Genomic DNA, 17,361 nt, shown 5'->3' with positions numbered 1-17,361 from the left:
GTCTCCACACGCTGTCGGCCGGCAAGCCTCAGCCAGAGATGGCAATGCCCGCGGCGGCGGCGCTGAGCCCGGCCACGAGGTTGACCGTGACGTTCAGGGCAGCCGCAATGTACCGCACCTCACTGACCAGCCGGATGGTGGCAGTGGTCCAGGAACTGAAGGTTGTCAGCCCGCCGGCCAGCCCGGTGGCGATCGCCGCATGCCATTCCCCGCCGAGCCCCAGCCTGCCGGTAACGCCCAGTGAAAGGCCGATGATCAGCGACCCGATGACATTGACCACCAGGGTAGCCCAGGGCCAGTGCCGGCGGTCGCCCGTGCGGTGCGCGAAGTACGTGTCGATGGAGAACCTGAGCAGGCCTCCTGCAACGCCGAAAATTCCTACCAGCAGCGCTGTCATGATCCACCTGTCCGGTCGCTCAGGGCCTTGCCTGCTTTCCAGCCCGCGGCGGCCGCACCGAGACCCAGAACCAGCGAGAGGCCGAGATAGATCAGCCAGGTCACGTGCTGCCCGGAACGTGCCTCCTGGTTAACGGAAAAGACCACGGCGGAGAAAGTGGTGAACGAGCCCAGCAGCCCCGGCCCAATCCCCGCCCGCAGCCAGAATGCTGTCCTGGGGCGTGCCATCCACACCGTGGTGAGCGCGGCAAGGACAAAGCTTCCGCAAACGTTGATGGCCAAGGTGGTCCACGGGATCGCGCCAGGGGGTTCGGGAAGGAGGACGCCCAGGCCGTAGCGGAGTTCCGTCCCCACGAGAGCCCCGAGAGCCACTGCCGTCCAGGCCCGCCAGCCAGCGCTTCTGAGGGCCTTCATTCAGGCGGCACGCATTCAGGCGTCCGCCAGCCGGCATCCGGCGTGGCGTGAATCGCTGTATACCCACAGCGCTGACGACACCTCATCGGCGAGGTCGAATTCGCGGCCGGCTCCGGCAGCGCCGATCCGGACCACCAGTGCGCCGCCGAAGGGTTTCCGGCCAAGCACTTCGATGTCGGCATCGAGATCGATCTCCTGCGCGGAAAGATAGCGCAGGAGTTCGGGGTTGTCGTCGCTGATCCGGGTGATCCGGCCTGTGTGGCCGTCGTCGAGTTCGCTCATCCGATGGGCGTGCGGCATATGGACCGTGCCGTCCGCTGCCGGGATGGGGTCACCATGCGGGTCGCGCAGCGGATCGCCGAGCTTGCGGGCCATCCGCTCGATGAAGGTATCCGACACTGCGTGTTCCAGGAGTTCGGCTTCGTCGTGGACTTCATCCCAGCTGTAGCCGAGTTCCTGGACGAGGTAGGTCTCAATCAGGCGGTGACGCCGGACCATCGAGAGCGCGAGGCGGATTCCGTCCGCCGTGAGTGTGATGGCGCTGTACGGCTTGTGGTCAACCAGGCCCTGGTCCTTGAGTTTGCGGACCATCTCCGAGACCGAGGAGTTTGCGACGCCGAGCCGCTGGGCCAGTTGCGAGGACGTGATGGGCTTGTCCTGCCACTCCGTAAAGGAGTAGATGACCTTGACGTAGTCCTCGATGGAGGAGGAGGGCGCGCTGGTCTTCACGAGTCCAAGCCTACCGCTTTGGCTGCGGCACTCATGCTTTGAACGCCCGCCAGGTCTGGGTGAGGTAGGGAAGTCCGATGGTGTCCGCCGGGGAATGGCCCAGGTGCTCGTGGAGGTACCAGTCCAGGTTGTGGCGGACTTTCGCGCGCGTACTTTCGCCGGCCGCGAGGTAATAGCTGCGGGACTTTGCCAGCTCGACGATGTCTCCGGTGGTCACAGGGTCTTCCCAGCGTGTCAGGTGGCTCTCAAGCCCGGCAAACTCCGGGCCGATTGCGGGACGGAAGTCCGGTTTGTGCACGTCCCCTGCATGCATGATCCGGGAGAGGCGGTGGACCCACGGGACGGACGTATCCAGCTGGTTCCACACCAGTCCCAGCACGCCGGCAGGGCGGAGGATGCGGGACAGTTCGGTGCTCGCCAGGAGAGGATCGCACCAGTGCCAGGCCTGGGCAACAACGACGACATCGAACGCCGCGTCCGGGAGTCCGGTTGCCTCCGCTGTGCCCTCCGTCGCAGGAACTCCCGGCAGGACGAGACGCAGTTGGGCGAGCATGTCCGGTGAAGGATCCACCGCGGAGACTGCCAGCCCGCGCTGCACCAGCAATGCGGTGTACTTGCCCGTCCCCGCCCCGATGTCAGCGGCGTCGGACACTCCGGCTATCCCGCCGACGCTATCGATCAGCCAGTCCGCAGAGTCGCCAGGGTAGCTTGGGCGGACACGGTCGTAGTGTTCACCGCCGTCCTGGAAGCTTTGGCCGAGCTCGTACCGGCGCTGGTGGTGCAGTTTGGGGCCTCCCCGTGCCACGTGCAATCTCCTTCGGGCAGGCTGGAATTCTTACCCCTCGAATTTACCGCACAGACCGTGGCCTCGGCCTTCGGCCCTCAAGCCCCGATCCTCAGTCGTCGGTGCAGGGCGCCGCGCCGGCGGTGCCAGGGGTATTGGGCGCCCATTCCGGGTAGCTGCGGGTGTCGTTGGCCGGCACCCAGCGGCCGGCGTCCACAACGTAGTCCCAGCCCAGGCCCGTGCGGCGGAGTTCCTCGATGCCGGCGAGCAGGCGCTGGGCGTCCTCCAGCCGGGAGCCGACGCCGAAGCTTGCACGGAGCGAGCCTGAGGGCAGTCCCAGCCGCTTGAGCAGCGGGTGGGCGCAGAAGCGGCCGTCCCGCAGGCCCACGCCGTGTTCGGCGGAGAGGTATGCCGCAACAAGGCCGGCGTCGTAGCCGGCGACGGAGAAGTTGACCACCCCGATGGTGTCAACGGTGTCGCTGAAGATCTGGTGCACGGTGACGCCGTCGATTCTCTGCAGCCCCTCCACGAGGAAGGACCGGATGGCGGTCTCGTGGGCGTGCCACAGCTCCTGGTCCAAAGCACCGATGACCTGCGTGGCCCGGGCAAGGGTGGCGGCCCCGAGCACGTTCGGCGAGCCACCCTCATGCCGTGCCGGTCCCGTGGCCCAGCTGACGGAATCCAGCCGGGCCTCGCGGACCGCTCCGCCGCCTGCCAGGTGGGGAGTCCCGGCGTCGAGCCAGTCCGGCCGGCCCACGAGGACGCCGGAGCCGAAGGGTGCATACAGCTTGTGACCCGAGAAGGCGAGGTAGTCGACGTCGTCCGCTGCGATGTCGATGCGGCGGTGCGGGGCCAGCTGCGCCGCGTCCACCACAATCCTTGCGCCATGTTCGTGCGCAAGTGCGGCCAGTTCACGGATCGGAAGGATTTCGCCGGTGACATTGGAGGCGCCGGTGACGGCCAGCAGGCTGATGTCACCCTGCCGGAGTTCAGCGCGCAGGCTCTCCAGGGTTGCCTTCAGGGTGGACGCGGCAACCACGCTGCGGTGCGGCACGCCCTGCCAGGGGAGCAGGTTGGCGTGGTGCTCGATGTCCAGGTACAGCACTTCACCGGTGTGGCGGCCGTCCGCCACCGGCAGGCAGCCCGCCAGCAGGTTCAGGGAGTCGGTGGTGTTCCTGGTGAAAATGACGGAATCGTCCGGCCTGCCGCCCACGAAGCCGCGGACGATATTCCGCGCGTTTTCGTACACGGACGTGCTGATCTGCGAGGCGTAGCCCGCGCCTCGGTGCACGCTGGCGTAGTACGGCAGGATCTCGTTGAGGTAGGCCGAGACGACGGACAGTGCCGGTGCCGACGCGCCGTAGTCCAGGTTCGCGTAGCGGACGTGGCCGCCCTGGATCAGCGGAGCCTGGATCTCCGCGCCGGTGACGGCCGAGAGGGGGCGCCGGGCGACGCTGAACCGTTCATCCAGGCGGGCTGGGGCGGGGGCGGTTCCGGGGTTTGCGGGGAACGTGGCAGTAGTCATGGGGACCTCACTGTAAAGGGACCCCTCACTCCGGGGATCCGCGCTTGCCGGGTCCGTTCCGGACCGGCCTGGTCGTCACCCGGGGCACCCCACCGCGAATGGAGGGTTGCCGGCCAGCAAACCGGGGTTTAGCGCTGGCACTCGTGACCTGTTTCGAGATTAGGACATTGACGGCGCCGCGGGAAAGTTGCGGCATTTATTAAGCACTTTGTTACGCGCGGCGGAAGAATGGCGTTGCGGCCGAACAAACGACGGCGGACGCACCCTTGGGAGGGGCGTCCGCCGTCGTTTATTCGGCACTGCGTTGATGCCGCACTGCGTTGATCTGCTGCCCTCTTCCTAGCAACCGGGGGGTGCGCTGCGTGTCAGAGGAGGTCGTCGAGGTCCGGGTTCAGGCGCTTGAGGACCTCCGAATGGAGGATCGAGTTGGTGGCGAGGGCATTCCCGCCGAAGGGGCCGTCCACTCCCTCCAGCGAAGTGAAGCGGCCGCCGGCTTCGGTGACAATGGGCACCAGGGCGGCCATGTCGTAGAGGTTCAGTTCCGGCTCGCAGGCGATGTCCACGGACCCTTCGGCCACCATGCAATAAGACCAGAAGTCGCCGTAGGCCCGGGTCCGCCAGACGTCCTCCGTGAGGCCCAGGAATTCATCCAGGTTGCCGCGTTCCTTCCAGCCGCTAAGGCTCGAGTAGGAGAGGGAGGCGTCCGAGAGCTTGGACACGTTCGAAACCTTCAGCCGGGTGGCTGCCGCAAGCGACCGTCCCATGTAGGCGCCAGCCCCTTTCGCGGCCCACCAGCGCTTTCCCAGCGCCGGTGCGCTGACCAGCCCGACCACCGGCTCGCCCTCATCTACGAGGGCGATCAGGGTGGCCCACACCGGCACGCCGCGCACGAAGTTCTTGGTGCCGTCGATCGGATCGATGATCCAGCGGCGGGAACCGTGCCCGGAACTGCCGAATTCTTCGCCGAGGACGGCATCCCGCGGGCGGGAACGGGACAGCTGGCCGCGGATGGACTCTTCAGCTGCTTTGTCAGCATCCGTGACCGGGGTCAGGTCCGGTTTGGTTTCAATCTGAAGGTCCAGCGCCTTGAAGCGGCTCATGGTCTGGGAGTCGACAGAGTCAGCCAGTACATGGGCGAGGCGCAGGTCGTCGTTGTAGCTCGAAGCGGGTTGGGTCATGGTTCCAAACTACCGTCTCTGTGGCCGGCCGGGCGGGATGTCAGGTCCTTGGCCCCTCCGCCTGCTACGAAACGATGCCGAGTTCCTTCGCTTCCTGCGCTTCCATCCGGGGATCGGTGCCGAGCAACCGCCGCAGGGACGCGAGACGCGCCGCGCCGGACGGCCCTGCGTGTCCTTCGGCCACCCAGGTGTCCACGCCGCAGTTGACGGCGGATGCATCATGCTTGCAGCCGCGTTCGCAGGCATCCGTGCCGGGTTCGAGGTCGGGGAACGAACGCAGGATCCGGTCCGGATCGACGTGGGCAAGGCCGAACGACCGGATACCCGGGGTGTCAATAATCCAGCTTCCGGCGGGCGCGTCACTGATCCGCAGGGCCAGTGCCGACGACGACGTGTGCCGTCCCCGTCCGGTGACGGCGTTGACTCCTCCGGTGGCCCGCTCAGCGCCGGTCAGGGCATTGACCATGGTGGACTTCCCCACGCCCGAATGCCCAAGCATGACGGTGACCTTGCCGTCGAGGTGTGCACGGAGCTGCGAGACGGCGTCGCTGTCGAGGCGCGCGGACAGCCCGTCGTCCGAGCGGGCATCGATGCCGGAGGCGGCGGCGTCGGCGGTCCGGCTGATGATGACCGGGAAATCAAGGTGCCGGTAGTTGGACAGGAGCTCGGTGGGATCCTTGACGTCTGCTTTGGTGACCAGCAGCAGCGGCTCGATGCCGGCGTCGTAGGCCGCCACCAGGGCGCGGTCGATAAATCCTGTGCGCGGTTCCGGATTGGCGGCGGCGACCACCACCACGAGCTGGTCCGCATTCGCCACGACCGCCCGCTCAATCGGATCCGTGTCGTCGGCGCTGCGCCGCAAAAGGGTGCGCCGGTCCTGGATCTTCACGAGCCGGGCAAGGGTGTCGGGCTCTCCGGAAACATCACCCACCAGGGACACGAAGTCCCCGGCCACTACCGGCGAACGGCGCAGCTCGCGTGCCCGCGCGGCGACCACGATGCGTTCGTTGCCGCTGTCTTCGCCCACCACTGCCGTGTAGCGCCCGCGGTCCACCGTGATGATCCGGCCGGTCACGGCGTCGTCATGGCTGGGCCGGTCCTTGGTCCGTGGACGCGTACCTTTCTTGTTGGGACGGACCCGGATATCGGACTCGTCCCATGTACCGGTGCTACGCCCCACTGGCCTGTTCCGTCTGCCGGCCCGGCTGTGGTGTCAGCATGGCTTCCCACAGCTGCGGGAAGTCGGGCATCGTCTTGGACGTGGTGCCGATGTCTTCAACCTCGACGCCGGGAACGGCAAGGCCGAGGATGGCCCCGGCGGTGGCCATCCGGTGGTCCGCGTAGCTGTGAACTGTTCCGCCGTGGAGCTTTGCGGGCCGGATTATCAGGCCGTCGGCGGTTTCCTCAGCGTCCCCGCCCAGGCGGTTGATTTCCGTGACGAGTGCGGCAAGCCTGTCGGTCTCGTGGCCGCGGAGGTGCGCTATGCCGGTCAGCCGCGACGGGGTTGTTGCCAATGCGCACAACGCTGCCACGGTCGGTGCCAGTTCGCTGGTGTCGGCGAAGTCCGCGCCCTTGATTTCCGGTCCGCCCGTAACGGTGAGTGTCCCGTCGGTCAGCGTGACCGTGGCACCCATGGCAGCCAGGATGCTGCGCCAAAGGTCACCGACCTGTGTTGTGGGCGCGGGCCAGTTGGGGATGCGGACGGTACCGCCGGTTGCCAGCGCCGCGGCGAGGAAGGGGCCCGCGTTGGAAAGATCCTGTTCAATGCGGCGGTCGAAGGCCCGGATCGAGCCCGGTGCCACCACCCAGTGGTTGGGGACGGAATCGTCGACCGACACGCCGACTTCGCGCAGTACGGCCACGGTCATATTGATGTGGTCGAGGCTGGGGACCGGCTTGCCCGCGTGCTCAAGGTGCAGGCCCTCGGTGAAACGCGCTCCCACAAGGAGCAGCGCCGACACAAACTGCGATGAGGCGCTTGCATCAATCACCAGGTGGCCGCCGCGCACTTCGCCAGTGCCGGCCACCGCGAAGGGAAGCGATGACGGCCGGGTTCCGTCGGCGGCCCGGACATCGACGCCGAGGGCTGCCAGCGCCTCGATGATGGTGCCCATCGGCCGCTTGCGGGCGTGCGGGTCGCCGTCGAAGACTGTGGCGCCGCTGCGGAGGGCGGCCACAGGGGGAACGAAGCGCATCACCGTACCCGCGAGTCCGCAGTCGATGGCGGCATCCGCCGCCGTCGCGTCCGGGGCGAGGGGAGTGATTTCAAGGTCGGGCCCGAATGAGCCGTCCCCCGGGACTTCCCGGATTCCGGCACCCAATTGGCGGAGTGCCTGGATCATTAAGGCCGAATCGCGGGAGTGCAGGGGTGCACGGAGGCGGGACGGCCCGTCGGCCAAGGCAGCAAGGACCAAGTACCTGTTGGTGAGGGACTTCGAACCGGGGACGGTGACTGTGGCGTTGACCGGCGCTTCGGCGAACGGTGCGGGCCAGGTGTCGTCCGCAACCGGCGCGGACGGTACTGGGGCGGGGGCAGTGCCTGTCATTCGTGCCTATGCTTTCACGGCGTGGTCCACGGCCTTGCGGACTGCTTTTTCGGCCTTATTGAGATTCTTGCTGGTGGTCTTCCGGGCGTCTGCAGCCAGGTGGCTGGCACCCTTGCGGGCGTCGGCGGCCAGATGCTCGGCCCGCCAGGCCAGGCTCGGCTTGCCCGCGGTGTCCACGGACGCAAGCAGTACGCCGCCGGTGAGCGTGACGTTTTTCAGGAGCTGGGTCCGCCGCGCGTCCCGGCCTTCCTTGGTGGTGATGTCGGCGCTGCGCCACTCGACGAAGGCGTTCAGCGCTGAAATGACGGCGAGTACGGAGGCTGCGAGCCGGGCCGACTTGCCCATGGCGAACAGCACGCCAGCGCCCACTTGAGTGCCTCCAATGACGCGTGCCAGTACTTTTTCGTTGGTGGCGAACGGGAGGGAATCCGCTGCCCGGCGCAACAGCGGCGACAGCTGCGTCGCAGTGTCATCCGCGTTCTTTAGCTTGTCCAGGCCGGCGAGAACGAAACTGGAGGCCAGCATGGGCCGGGCGAGAATGCGGACTAACGACATGAATTTCCTCCTGGGTGGACGAGCCGCGGAACATCTGCGGGGGAACCGGTTCTAGTCTTGCACTTTTGCGGAATATTTGCCCGCCGGCAGTGGTTATGGAAAGCAGGTCCCGATGAGTCACGGGCTGTGCTTGGCCACGGCCTAAGGTGCTTGCGGACGCCGGGCGGCTGAACGCTGAATGCGTTCGCACGGGCGCCTCCAGGATGGACGCCGACACAAGGACACAGAGCGGAGATGAAGCTTTGACATTGGTTAGGGACAGCGCGGAACTCCTTGCGCCGCTTGAGTTCTCGGGGCGTGATGAGGCTGGCGGGCACCCGCCGGTGGGCCCGGGACGTGTCACAGTAGACTTGAAGGCAATGAGCACCATTGATCCGGCCGTTGCGGCCATATACGAGGCTGCCGGTAACGAGGCCAAAAACAACAGCAGGCATCCGGCGGACGCCGGGGCCAGCGCGGACGCTGCAGCCAGCGCGGACACCGGGACAAGCCCGGACGGCGCGCGGTCCGCGGAGGCGGAGGTCGACGTCGTGTCCGAGACCCCCGAGCAGCGCAGGCTGCGGTTTGAACGCGACGCCATGCAGTACGTCGACCAGCTGTATTCGGCCGCCATGAGGATGGCACGGAATCCCGCCGACGCTGAGGACCTGGTGCAGGAGGCCTACACCAAGGCTTTCTCGGCGTTCCATCAGTACAAACCGGGAACCAACCTCAAGGCGTGGCTCTACCGGATCCTCACAAACACGTACATCAACCTCTACCGCAAGAGGCAGCGTGAGCCGCTGCAGTCGAACTCGGACACCATTGAGGACTGGCAGTTGGCGCGGGCGGAATCGCACACTTCGTCCGGCCTGCGTTCTGCCGAAGCGGAAGCGCTGGACCACCTTCCGGATTCCGATGTGAAGCGGGCGCTGCAGGCGATTCCGGAGGAATTCCGCCTCGCGGTGTACTTTGCCGACGTGGAGGGGTTCGCGTACAAGGAAATCTCAGACATCATGAACACCCCCATCGGCACTGTGATGTCCCGGCTTCACCGCGGCCGCAAGATGCTGCGCGACATGCTTGCGGACTACGCCGCAGAGCGGGGTTTCAAAGCCGCAACCGATTCCGGTGCCGCGGCCGAAAGCACAACACAGGAGAACAGGAAATGAGCGACTGCCAGGGACTGGGCGATTGCGACGATGCCCGGATGCAACGTATTTACGAATATCTGGACGGTGCGCTGACACACAGCGACATCGCCGAGATCAAGGATCACCTGGACGGTTGCCCGGAGTGCCTTGAAGAGTACGATCTCGAGTGCGTCATCCGCAAGGTGGTCAAACGCTCCTGTACGGAAGCCGCCCCGGAGAACCTGAAGAACGCCATCCTGGACCGGATCCATTCGATCCGTCCTGTCGAGGCCTAGCTCCGCCCGAAACCCGGCCGGACGGCAGCTGACCCCGATTTCACGGCATTAACGGCGAAGGGCCCCGGAAACCATGTGGTTTCCGGGGCCCTCTGCTTTAAAGCTCATGTTCCAAACCGTAGCTTAGGTGTTGGGGCGCTTCCCGTGGTTCGCGCCGCCACGCTTACGGTCACGACGTTTACGTGCACGCTTGCTCATAGCTGGCCTCCTTAATCTTGGTACTCAAAAGAGCTGCCCTCAAGTCTCCCACATCACGCGACGGCCCGCGAACCGGGGCCCGCTCAATGACTGCCGGCGTTCAGCGAGTTGCGGATCGATATTTCGGCCTGGTCCAGCACCGTCCGGATCGTCTCGAGCGTGACGCCGCTGATTGGTGCAGCGCTGGCCTTTACCCGAAGCTCCACACGCAGGTTGTCCCTGAACGACTGCACCAGCATTTCCGCCTCTTTGAGCGTGCGGTCGCCTTCGGGCGTGTGCCGGGTACCGCGGTCCGGGAACCCTGCGGAACGCGCAGACGACCGCGCGGCCTCGGCAGTGGCGGCAAGGTCGGCCCGGAGCCCGCGCATGTTGACGCGGATATCCTCCCGCAGATTGTCGGCCAGCCGGCGCACTGAGGCGGAAATGTCATTCTCCACGCCGGCCAGTTCGTCCCTGCGCCGGTTGAGCTCCACCAGGCCTGCGGGGGTGATGCGGTAGTTGGTGCGTCGCCCCTCGGCTTCCGTGGCCACAAGCCCTTCTTCTTCCAATTTGCCGAGCCGCGGATAGATCGTCCCGGCACTGGGGGAGTAGGTCCCCCCAAAGCGTTCGCTGAGGGCTTTGATGAGTTCGTAGCCGTGTTTGGGGCCCGACTCCAGGAGGGAAAGCAGGTAGAGGCGAAGCGCGCCATGGGCGAAGACCGGAGGCATCTAGGCGTCCGTTTCGGTGTCCGCGGGCGACAGGCTGTGGATGATGGACGTCTTTCCGGAGACGGAGTTGGTTCGCACAATCATCAGCTGCGCGTCCGGGCCGGCGATCGTCTGGACCTTGCCGCCCGGATGGACGTACTTCTGGTCGTCGATGACTACGGTGCCGCCGGCGGACTTGGCCACGACATCGACTCCGACGTCCTGGGGAAGCCGGACGGTCAGGTCGCCCGACACCGAATTGGCCCCGAAGTCGTGGGTGAAGCCGCGGAGGTCGAAGCTCATGTCGCCGCTGACGGTGTTGGCGCGGATGTTGCTGAACCGGCCGGACGCGGTGACCTCCCCGGAAACGCTCTTGGCGGTTAGGACGCCCTCGTGGTTCCGGGCGATGACTTCGCCGCTGACCGTGTTGACGTGGAGTTCGCCGCTGGTGCCGTCCGCCATGACGGATCCGGAGACGGTGTTGAGCTTGGTGTGGCCGCTGATCCCGGAGACGAGGCCGTCCCCGCTGACCGTGCCGGCCTCCACTTCCACGCCCGCCGGCAACGCAATGCTGATGACCACGGAGTTGGTGCTGCTGTTGTTGACCGTGTCCATCAGGTTCTTGAACCAGCCCTGGGCGCCCTGCAGTTGGTGCCGAACCTCGAGTCGCCCGTTGACCAGGGTGACCGTCAGCGGATCCCCGTGGATTTCGGATACTTCGATCCGCGTGACATCCTCGGCGTGGGTGACCACATCGAACCGTCCCCGGATGATTCCGAGCTTGAGTGACCTGACGCCGTCGACGTCGATCGTCTGCGGACCGGTGACGGTCCAGGTGTTCTCGTCCACTGCGCCTCCATATTGCGATATATCGTGAATATGATTTGACGATATATCGCGTCTTGCCCAAAAGCAATAGACGCCGGCTAGCGGTAGATCTTTCCGATGAGGGTCCGGGCAGTCATGGTGGCCGGATCCCGGCCATCCGGCGTCGGGGCCAGGTTCGTCCAGACGACAAGGGTGACCTGGGCGGCAGGGTCATGGCCTGCAAAGGTGTTGAAGCCGGGCAGTTCGCCGGTGTGCCCGAAGAGTTTCCCGAATTTGGCGATCCCCAGCCCGTAGAGAGCCCCTCCAGGGTCGTCGGCCTTGACCGGCTGGGGACTGTCCAGCCGCAGTTTCTGCAGGGCGGGCCCCAGGAGCTTTCCGCTGCCGAGTGCCTCTGCCCACGTTGCCAGGTCTTCCGCGGTCGAAATTCCGGACCCGGCGGCCCAGGCCCACGAGGGGTTCATGGCTGTCTGGTCCGTGGGCAGGAGCGTTCCGTCAGCGGCAGCCTTTTGCATGTCCGCGGGGAGGGCAGGGTCGTTGAGCGTCAGCACGTTGTTCCCGTACATGTACCCCTGCGGATGCGGTTCCGGAATGGCGTTGGATGATTGCTCCGGAAATACGGATCCGGTCAGTCCCAGCGGTGTGAACAGCCTGTCCCGGAACGCCGCAGTGAGCGGCTTGCCGTCCAGGGCTTCCGCGATCAGGCCGAGCAGCACCGTGTTGGTGTTGGAATAGTGGAAGCCCTCGCCCGGAGCGAAATACGGCGGATGGCGGAAAGCAACGGCGAGCAGTTCTTCGGGGGGCCATGCCTTTCCGGGATCGGCATCGAGGACCTGGTTTACTTCCAGTGCCTCGGTGTAGTTGTAGAGTCCGCTGCGCATCGTCAGCAACTGTTCGATGGTGATGTTGGCGCCGTTCGGCACGTCCGGACGGTAGTCCGCCACCGGGTCGTCGAGCTCTATCTTCCCTTCCTGGACCAGCTGCAGGATGACAGTGGTGGTACAGGTCTTTGTGACGGAGCCGATCCGGACGTGGTCCGCCGGCGTCACGGGATCGGTTCCGCCGAAGCTACGCACGCCGTATGCGTACGTGACGTTCCCAGCTGGGGTCCGCAGGAGCATTACCGCGCCGGGGACGCGCAGTTCCCGGGCGGCATCCCTGAAGGTCTGTTCCAGCGCCGCCTGGTCGAACTCCTGCAGCGCGCCGTTGGACGAAGCTGCCGGGGAGGAGGCTGCGGTGGAGGGGGAAGGCGAAGACGGGGCAGGAGCCGGGCCCGCACTGCAACCTGCCACAGCAAGCATCAGCGCTACGGCCAGCGCTGCCGGGGCGGGGGAGCCCTTGGGGATTCCGGGAACGTTCATGGACCCACAACCTTATGTCGACGGCGTTATGGGCCCATTGGGTCACGGGCGGGACTGGGGTGTCAAGCACCCCGAGCACGTGCGCATCTGTTTCGATGCAGCAGCCCGAGCGGGCAACGCCGCCCGGGCTTCCGGATTTACTCCGGGGCAGCGATACCGAGCCACTGGAACCAGCCGCGGTGCAGCACCAGCCAGGCCATCAGCCCGTAGCCGGCCTGTCCCGGCGTTCCGCCGTTGGCTGCCAGATCCTGCCGCCACTGCTCATGGTTGAGCAACGGGGAGAAGGTGTCCACGTACAAGTGCTTGCGCCGCGTGGTGACATCGGCGAAGGCCGTATTCAGTTCCCCCAGCCGGCGGTTCTGCGAGGGGTCAAGTGACGGCGGCGGACCCACCACAAAGACTTCGATCTTGTTCTGGGACGCGGAGTCCAGGATATTGGCAAGGTTCAGGCGGCTGCGGGCCGTGGACAGGCCAAACTCGAGGTCACGCCCGCTCAGGCCGATCACGAGCCGGTTTTCGTGGTTGTTGCCGAAGCGGCGGCCGGCCTCGTCGAGCCAGCGGGCGGCCAGGCCCTCGGTGCCTTCCTGCGGGCAGGGGAGGGGATAGCACTCAACGGTGATGCCGTCCTGCGGAGTGCGGGCCAGCACGCGGCCCAGCCAGCCGAGCGCACGGGGATCGCCCAGGCCGGCCAACAGTTCATCTCCAACAGCCGCAATCCGCAGCTTCCTGTCTTCCACGACTACCTCTTTACCTCAATATGCAATTGGTTCAGCGTTCCATGGAAAGGGGCTGCCAGCCAACTCCGCGACCCGCGTTGGGGAGCACCGGCGTCGGTCAGCACCTGCGTCGGGCAGCGCCGCCCCTTCCATTAAGCAGCGCTGCCCGGCCGGAGTCGTGAATGTCGAGTTCCGGCCGGGCAGCGTCCAAGCTACTTCCGTGCGAACGCCTGCTTGAGGAGGGCGTCCTGCTCCGCAGCGTGCCGCTTCATGGAACCGGCGGCCGTGGAGGCCGAAGCCGGACGGGATACCAGCTTGACCCGGCGGTCGAGCGCCTCGGGCAGGTTAAGGCCCATGAACGGCCACGGCCCCTGGTTGGCCGGTTCGTCCTGTGCCCACACCACGTCGGCGTTGGGGTACTTGGCGAGCTCGGCCGCGATTTCAGCGGCGGGCAGCGGGTAGAGCTGCTCGACGCGGACGATCGCCGTGGTCTTGTCGCCGGTCTTCTGCCGCGTGGACAGGAGATCGTAGTACAGGCGGCCGGACACCAGCAGCACGCGCTCAACGGCATCCGCCTGCAGTTGCTCGTGCTCTCCGATGACAGGCTTGAAGGCGCCGGTGGTGAAGTCCTCCACGGAAGACGCTGCGGCCTTCAGGCGGAGCAGCTGCTTCGGCGTGAAGATGATGAGCGGCTTCCACGGCCGGCTGTACGCCTGGCGGCGCAGCAGGTGGAAGTGCGAGGCCGACGTCGTGGGGTTGGCCACGATCATGTTTTCTTCGGCGCACATCTGCAGGAACCGCTCGATCCGGGCGGATGAGTGGTCAGGGCCCTGGCCCTCGTAGCCGTGGGGCAGCATGAGCACCAGCGAGGAGCGCTGGCCCCATTTCTGCTCGGCCGAGGAGATGAACTCGTCGATGATGGTCTGCGCACCGTTGACGAAGTCACCGAACTGCGCTTCCCACAGCACCAGGGCGTCAGGGCGTTCGACGGAGTAGCCGTATTCGAAGCCCATTGCAGCGTATTCGGACAGCAGGGAGTCGTAGATCCACAGCTTGGCCTGGTCATCGGAGAGGTTGCCCAGCGGCAGCCACTCATTGCCGTTGGCGCGGTCGTGGAACACGGCGTGGCGCTGCACGAAGGTGCCGCGGCGGGAGTCCTGGCCGGCGAGCCGGACGGGAACGCCTTCCATGATCAGCGAGCCGAAGGCGGCGATCTCGCCAAAGCCCCAGTCGATGCCGCCTTCGCGGGACATCTGTTCGCGCTTCTCCAGCAACTGCTTGAGCTTGGCGTGGACCGTGAAGCCCTCAGGAATCTCGATGTGGGCCTTGCCGATGCGCGCCAGGGTCTCCGGGGAGATTGCGGTGGACGCCGGCGCGTTGATGCCGGAGTCGGACTGCTGGGCGCTCGGCCGTTCGATGTCGGACACGGCGGCGGAATCGGCGGTGATGATCGGGATCGGAGAGGTCTGCGCGGCGTGGGTCTCAGCGAAGACGCGTTCCAGGCGTTCCTGGTAGTCGCGGAGCAGCTGCTCGGCTTCTTCCTCGGTGATGTCTCCGCGGCCGATCAGCGATTCGGTGTACAGCTTGCGTACAGAACGCTTGGCTTCGATCAGGTTGTACATCAGCGGCTGGGTCATCGAGGGGTCGTCGCCCTCGTTGTGCCCGCGGCGCCGGTAGCAGACCATGTCGATGACAACGTCCTTGTGGAAGCGCTGGCGGAACTCGTAGGCGAGCTGGCCGATGCGGACCACGGCCTCCGGGTCATCGCCGTTCACGTGGAACACCGGAGCCTGGATCATCTTGGCGACGTCCGTGGAGTAGGTGGAGGAACGCGACGAGGAGGGGGCGGTGGTGAAGCCCACCTGGTTGTTGACGACCACGTGGATGGTTCCGCCGGTGCGGTATCCGCGCAGCTGGGAGAGGTTGAGCGTTTCCGCCACCACGCCCTGGCCCGCGAAGGCAGCGTCGCCGTGCACCATGATGGGGAGCACGGGGAAGGCCTCGCCCTGGTCCAGGCGGTCCTGCTTGGCGCGGACGATGCCTTCGAGGACGGAGTCCACTGCCTCGAGGTGCGAGGGGTTGGCGGCGAGGTAGACCTTCGTCTCCTTGCCGTTGTCCGAGGTGAACGTGCCCTCGGTGCCGAGGTGGTACTTGACGTCGCCGGAGCCCTGCACGGAGCGCGGGTCCTGCGTGCCTTCGAATTCGCGGAAGACCTGGGCGTAGGTCTTGCCGGCGATGTTGGTGAGCACGTTCAGGCGGCCGCGGTGGGCCATACCGATCGCCACTTCGTCGAGATCGTCGTCGGCTGCATCGGAGATGATGGCGTCCAGCAGCGGGATCAGCGATTCGCCGCCTTCGAGCGAGAACCGCTTCTGGCCCACGAACTTGGTCTGCAGGAACGTTTCGAAGGCTTCCGCGGCATTGAGCTTGGACACGATGCGCAGCTGCTCTTCGCGGCTGGGCTTGGAGTACGGGTGCTCCAGCTGGTCCTGGAACCACTTGCGCTCGGCCGGGTCCTGGATGTGCATGTATTCGATGCCGGTGGTGCGGCAGTAGGCGTCACGGAGCACGCCGAGGATATCGCGGAACGCCAGCATGGGCTTGCCGCCGAAGCCGCCGGTGGGCCACTCGCGGTCGAGGTCCCACAGGGTCAGGCCGTAGGTGAGGACGTCCAGGTCCGGGTGCTTCCGCTGTACGTATTCCAGCGGATCGGTGTCCGCCATGAGGTGGCCGCGGACGCGGTAGGAGTGGATCAGCTGCTGGATCCGGGCGACCTTGTTGATTTCGTCGGCCGGGTCCACCTGCAGGTCCGGGCTCCAGCGCACTGGCTCGTACGGGATGCGCAGGGACTCGAAGATCTCGTCGTAGAAGTTCTGCGCACCGAGCAGGAGCTGGTGCACGAGCTTCAGGAACTCGCCGCTGCCGGCACCCTGGATGACGCGGTGGTCATAGGTGGAGGTCAGCGTGAGGACCTTGCTGATGGCGTTGTGCGCGATGATCTTCTCGCTGGCGCCCTGGAACTCGGCCGGGTAATCCAGTGCGCCGACGCCGATGATGGCAGCCTGGCCCTTGGAGAGGCGGGGCACGGAGTGCACGGTGCCGATGCCGCCCGGGTTGGTGAGGGAGACCGTGGTGCCGGAGTGGTCATCGGCGGTCAGCTTGCCGTTGCGGGCGCGCTTGATCAGGTCTTCGTAGGTGTGCCAGAACTCGGAGAAGTTGAGGGTCTCCGCCTTCTTGATGTTCGGCACCATAAGCAGGCGCGTGCCGTCCGGCTTGGGCATGTCGATGGCGATGCCGAAGTTCACGTGTGCCGGCTGGACCGCGACGGGCTTGCCGTCCACTTCGTCGTAGTAGACGTTCATCGACGGGAACTGGGAAAGTGCGCGGATGACGGCATAGCCGATCAGGTGCGTGAAAGAGACCTTGCCGCCGCGGGCCCGGGCCAGGTTGGAGTTGATGACCACACGGTTGTCGATCAGCAGCTTCGCGGGAATCGCGCGGACGCTGGTCGCGGTGGGAACTTCCAGGCTGGTGACCATGTTGGAAGCGATGGCCTTGGCCGGTCCGCGGAGAACGGAGACAACGTCCTCTTCGGGAGCCGTGGGAGCCTTGACGTTCTTCGGCAGCTGGGCGGGGATGGGCGGAGTGCCTGCGGATTCGGGCTTCTTTGCGCCGTCGCGGGCAACAGTGGCGGGTGCTTTCTTCGCCGGGGCTGCGGGAGCCTGGGCGGAAGCGGTCGGGGCGGCAGCGGCCGGTTTGGCGGCGGCTGCCGGCGTCGGTGCCGGTGCGGCCGGAGCGGGAGCTACAACTGGAAGTTCGCGGGTTGAGGGATCTGCGGGCGCCGGTGCACCGGAGGTCCCGTTGGAAGACGAGCTGTCACCGGCGTCGAAGGATTCGAACAGGGGCCACCACTTGGCATCTACCGTGTTCTTGTCCTGCTGGTAACGCTCGTACAGTTCGTCAACGAGCCACTCGTTTCCGCCAAATTCCTCTGGTAGACGGTGGCTAGGCTGCTCTGGCACTTGAAATACGCCTCTTCC

The 17,361-nt window shown here is 66.0% G+C and carries 17 protein-coding genes and 1 riboswitch; of the genes, 2 read left to right on the top strand and 15 right to left on the bottom strand.

What is annotated here, in order from left to right:
- Window positions 1-28 precede the first annotated feature (28 nt).
- The 9 genes from ASF98_RS01185 to ASF98_RS01145 all read right to left on the bottom strand — a co-directional run bounded on the left by ASF98_RS01185 (window position 29) and on the right by ASF98_RS01145 (window position 8,127).
- Window positions 29-397 (bottom strand): fluoride efflux transporter FluC, encoded by a 369-nt coding sequence (locus ASF98_RS01185; protein ID WP_055796348.1) that lies wholly within the window; start codon window positions 395-397, stop codon window positions 29-31.
- Complete coding sequence (locus tag ASF98_RS01180; RefSeq protein WP_055796344.1) at window positions 394-810, bottom strand: fluoride efflux transporter FluC; 417 nt, start codon at window positions 808-810, stop codon at window positions 394-396. The genes ASF98_RS01185 and ASF98_RS01180 overlap by 4 nt, the downstream gene beginning before the upstream one ends.
- A gap of 15 nt (window positions 811-825) precedes the next feature.
- Entirely contained in the window at window positions 826-1,539 is a 714-nt protein-coding gene (locus ASF98_RS01175; RefSeq protein WP_055796341.1) for a metal-dependent transcriptional regulator, read from the bottom strand.
- A gap of 31 nt (window positions 1,540-1,570) precedes the next feature.
- Window positions 1,571-2,344 carry a class I SAM-dependent methyltransferase gene (locus ASF98_RS01170; protein ID WP_055796339.1) on the bottom strand — a complete coding sequence of 258 codons (774 nt, stop codon included), beginning with the start codon at window positions 2,342-2,344 and terminating at the stop codon, window positions 1,571-1,573.
- A gap of 91 nt (window positions 2,345-2,435) precedes the next feature.
- Window positions 2,436-3,848: an aminotransferase class V-fold PLP-dependent enzyme gene (locus ASF98_RS01165; protein ID WP_055796337.1), complete on the bottom strand. Its 1,413-nt coding sequence runs from the start codon at window positions 3,846-3,848 to the stop codon at window positions 2,436-2,438.
- A gap of 35 nt (window positions 3,849-3,883) precedes the next feature.
- A riboswitch (SAM riboswitch) is annotated at window positions 3,884-3,997 on the bottom strand.
- 216 nt (window positions 3,998-4,213) lie between these two features.
- The gene (hisN, locus tag ASF98_RS01160; protein ID WP_055796334.1) at window positions 4,214-5,026 is read right to left on the bottom strand and encodes a histidinol-phosphatase; all 813 of its coding nucleotides are present in this window, start codon (window positions 5,024-5,026) and stop codon (window positions 4,214-4,216) included.
- 64 nt (window positions 5,027-5,090) lie between these two features.
- The gene (rsgA, locus tag ASF98_RS01155; protein WP_055796331.1) at window positions 5,091-6,206 is read right to left on the bottom strand and encodes a ribosome small subunit-dependent GTPase A; all 1,116 of its coding nucleotides are present in this window, start codon (window positions 6,204-6,206) and stop codon (window positions 5,091-5,093) included.
- The gene (aroA, locus tag ASF98_RS01150) at window positions 6,196-7,572 is read right to left on the bottom strand and encodes a 3-phosphoshikimate 1-carboxyvinyltransferase (protein WP_055796329.1); all 1,377 of its coding nucleotides are present in this window, start codon (window positions 7,570-7,572) and stop codon (window positions 6,196-6,198) included. The genes rsgA and aroA overlap by 11 nt, the downstream gene beginning before the upstream one ends.
- Window positions 7,573-7,578: 6 nt before the next feature.
- Window positions 7,579-8,127: a DoxX family protein gene (locus ASF98_RS01145; protein WP_055796325.1), complete on the bottom strand. Its 549-nt coding sequence runs from the start codon at window positions 8,125-8,127 to the stop codon at window positions 7,579-7,581.
- 359 nt (window positions 8,128-8,486) lie between these two features.
- Between ASF98_RS01145 and ASF98_RS01140 the strand changes: the two genes are divergently transcribed.
- Together ASF98_RS01140 and rsrA are read left to right on the top strand one after the other, a co-directional pair.
- On the top strand, window positions 8,487-9,278 hold the full coding sequence (locus tag ASF98_RS01140) for a sigma-70 family RNA polymerase sigma factor (RefSeq protein ID WP_156372236.1): 792 nt from the start codon (window positions 8,487-8,489) through the stop codon (window positions 9,276-9,278).
- Window positions 9,275-9,535 carry a mycothiol system anti-sigma-R factor gene (gene rsrA, locus ASF98_RS01135; RefSeq protein ID WP_028270137.1) on the top strand — a complete coding sequence of 87 codons (261 nt, stop codon included), beginning with the start codon at window positions 9,275-9,277 and terminating at the stop codon, window positions 9,533-9,535. The genes ASF98_RS01140 and rsrA overlap by 4 nt, the downstream gene beginning before the upstream one ends.
- Window positions 9,536-9,658: 123 nt before the next feature.
- On the opposite strand, the gene ASF98_RS25110 is transcribed toward rsrA, so the two are convergent.
- The 6 genes from ASF98_RS25110 to ASF98_RS01110 all read right to left on the bottom strand — a co-directional run bounded on the left by ASF98_RS25110 (window position 9,659) and on the right by ASF98_RS01110 (window position 17,343).
- Window positions 9,659-9,733, bottom strand: a complete 75-nt coding sequence (locus tag ASF98_RS25110) for a 50S ribosomal protein bL37 (RefSeq protein ID WP_369299106.1) — start codon at window positions 9,731-9,733, stop codon at window positions 9,659-9,661.
- A gap of 83 nt (window positions 9,734-9,816) precedes the next feature.
- A complete protein-coding gene (locus tag ASF98_RS01130; RefSeq protein ID WP_055796322.1) occupies window positions 9,817-10,440 on the bottom strand; it encodes a PadR family transcriptional regulator in 624 nt (207 codons plus the stop codon).
- On the bottom strand, window positions 10,441-11,268 hold the full coding sequence (locus ASF98_RS01125) for a DUF4097 family beta strand repeat-containing protein (RefSeq protein WP_055796319.1): 828 nt from the start codon (window positions 11,266-11,268) through the stop codon (window positions 10,441-10,443).
- Between the two features lie 77 nt (window positions 11,269-11,345).
- Entirely contained in the window at window positions 11,346-12,605 is a 1,260-nt protein-coding gene (locus ASF98_RS01120) for a serine hydrolase domain-containing protein (protein WP_055796315.1), read from the bottom strand.
- Between the two features lie 137 nt (window positions 12,606-12,742).
- Window positions 12,743-13,342 carry a GDSL-type esterase/lipase family protein gene (locus ASF98_RS01115; protein WP_055796312.1) on the bottom strand — a complete coding sequence of 200 codons (600 nt, stop codon included), beginning with the start codon at window positions 13,340-13,342 and terminating at the stop codon, window positions 12,743-12,745.
- A 191-nt stretch (window positions 13,343-13,533) separates the two neighbouring features.
- Complete coding sequence (locus ASF98_RS01110; RefSeq protein ID WP_055796309.1) at window positions 13,534-17,343, bottom strand: multifunctional oxoglutarate decarboxylase/oxoglutarate dehydrogenase thiamine pyrophosphate-binding subunit/dihydrolipoyllysine-residue succinyltransferase subunit; 3,810 nt, start codon at window positions 17,341-17,343, stop codon at window positions 13,534-13,536.
- Window positions 17,344-17,361 lie beyond the last annotated feature (18 nt).

Source organism: Arthrobacter sp. Leaf337 (assembly GCF_001423745.1).
In the GTDB taxonomy this organism is placed as follows: domain Bacteria; phylum Actinomycetota; class Actinomycetes; order Actinomycetales; family Micrococcaceae; genus Arthrobacter.
The sequence above is the reverse complement of the archived record's forward strand: the minus strand, read 5'-3'. Positions and strand labels throughout refer to the sequence as shown.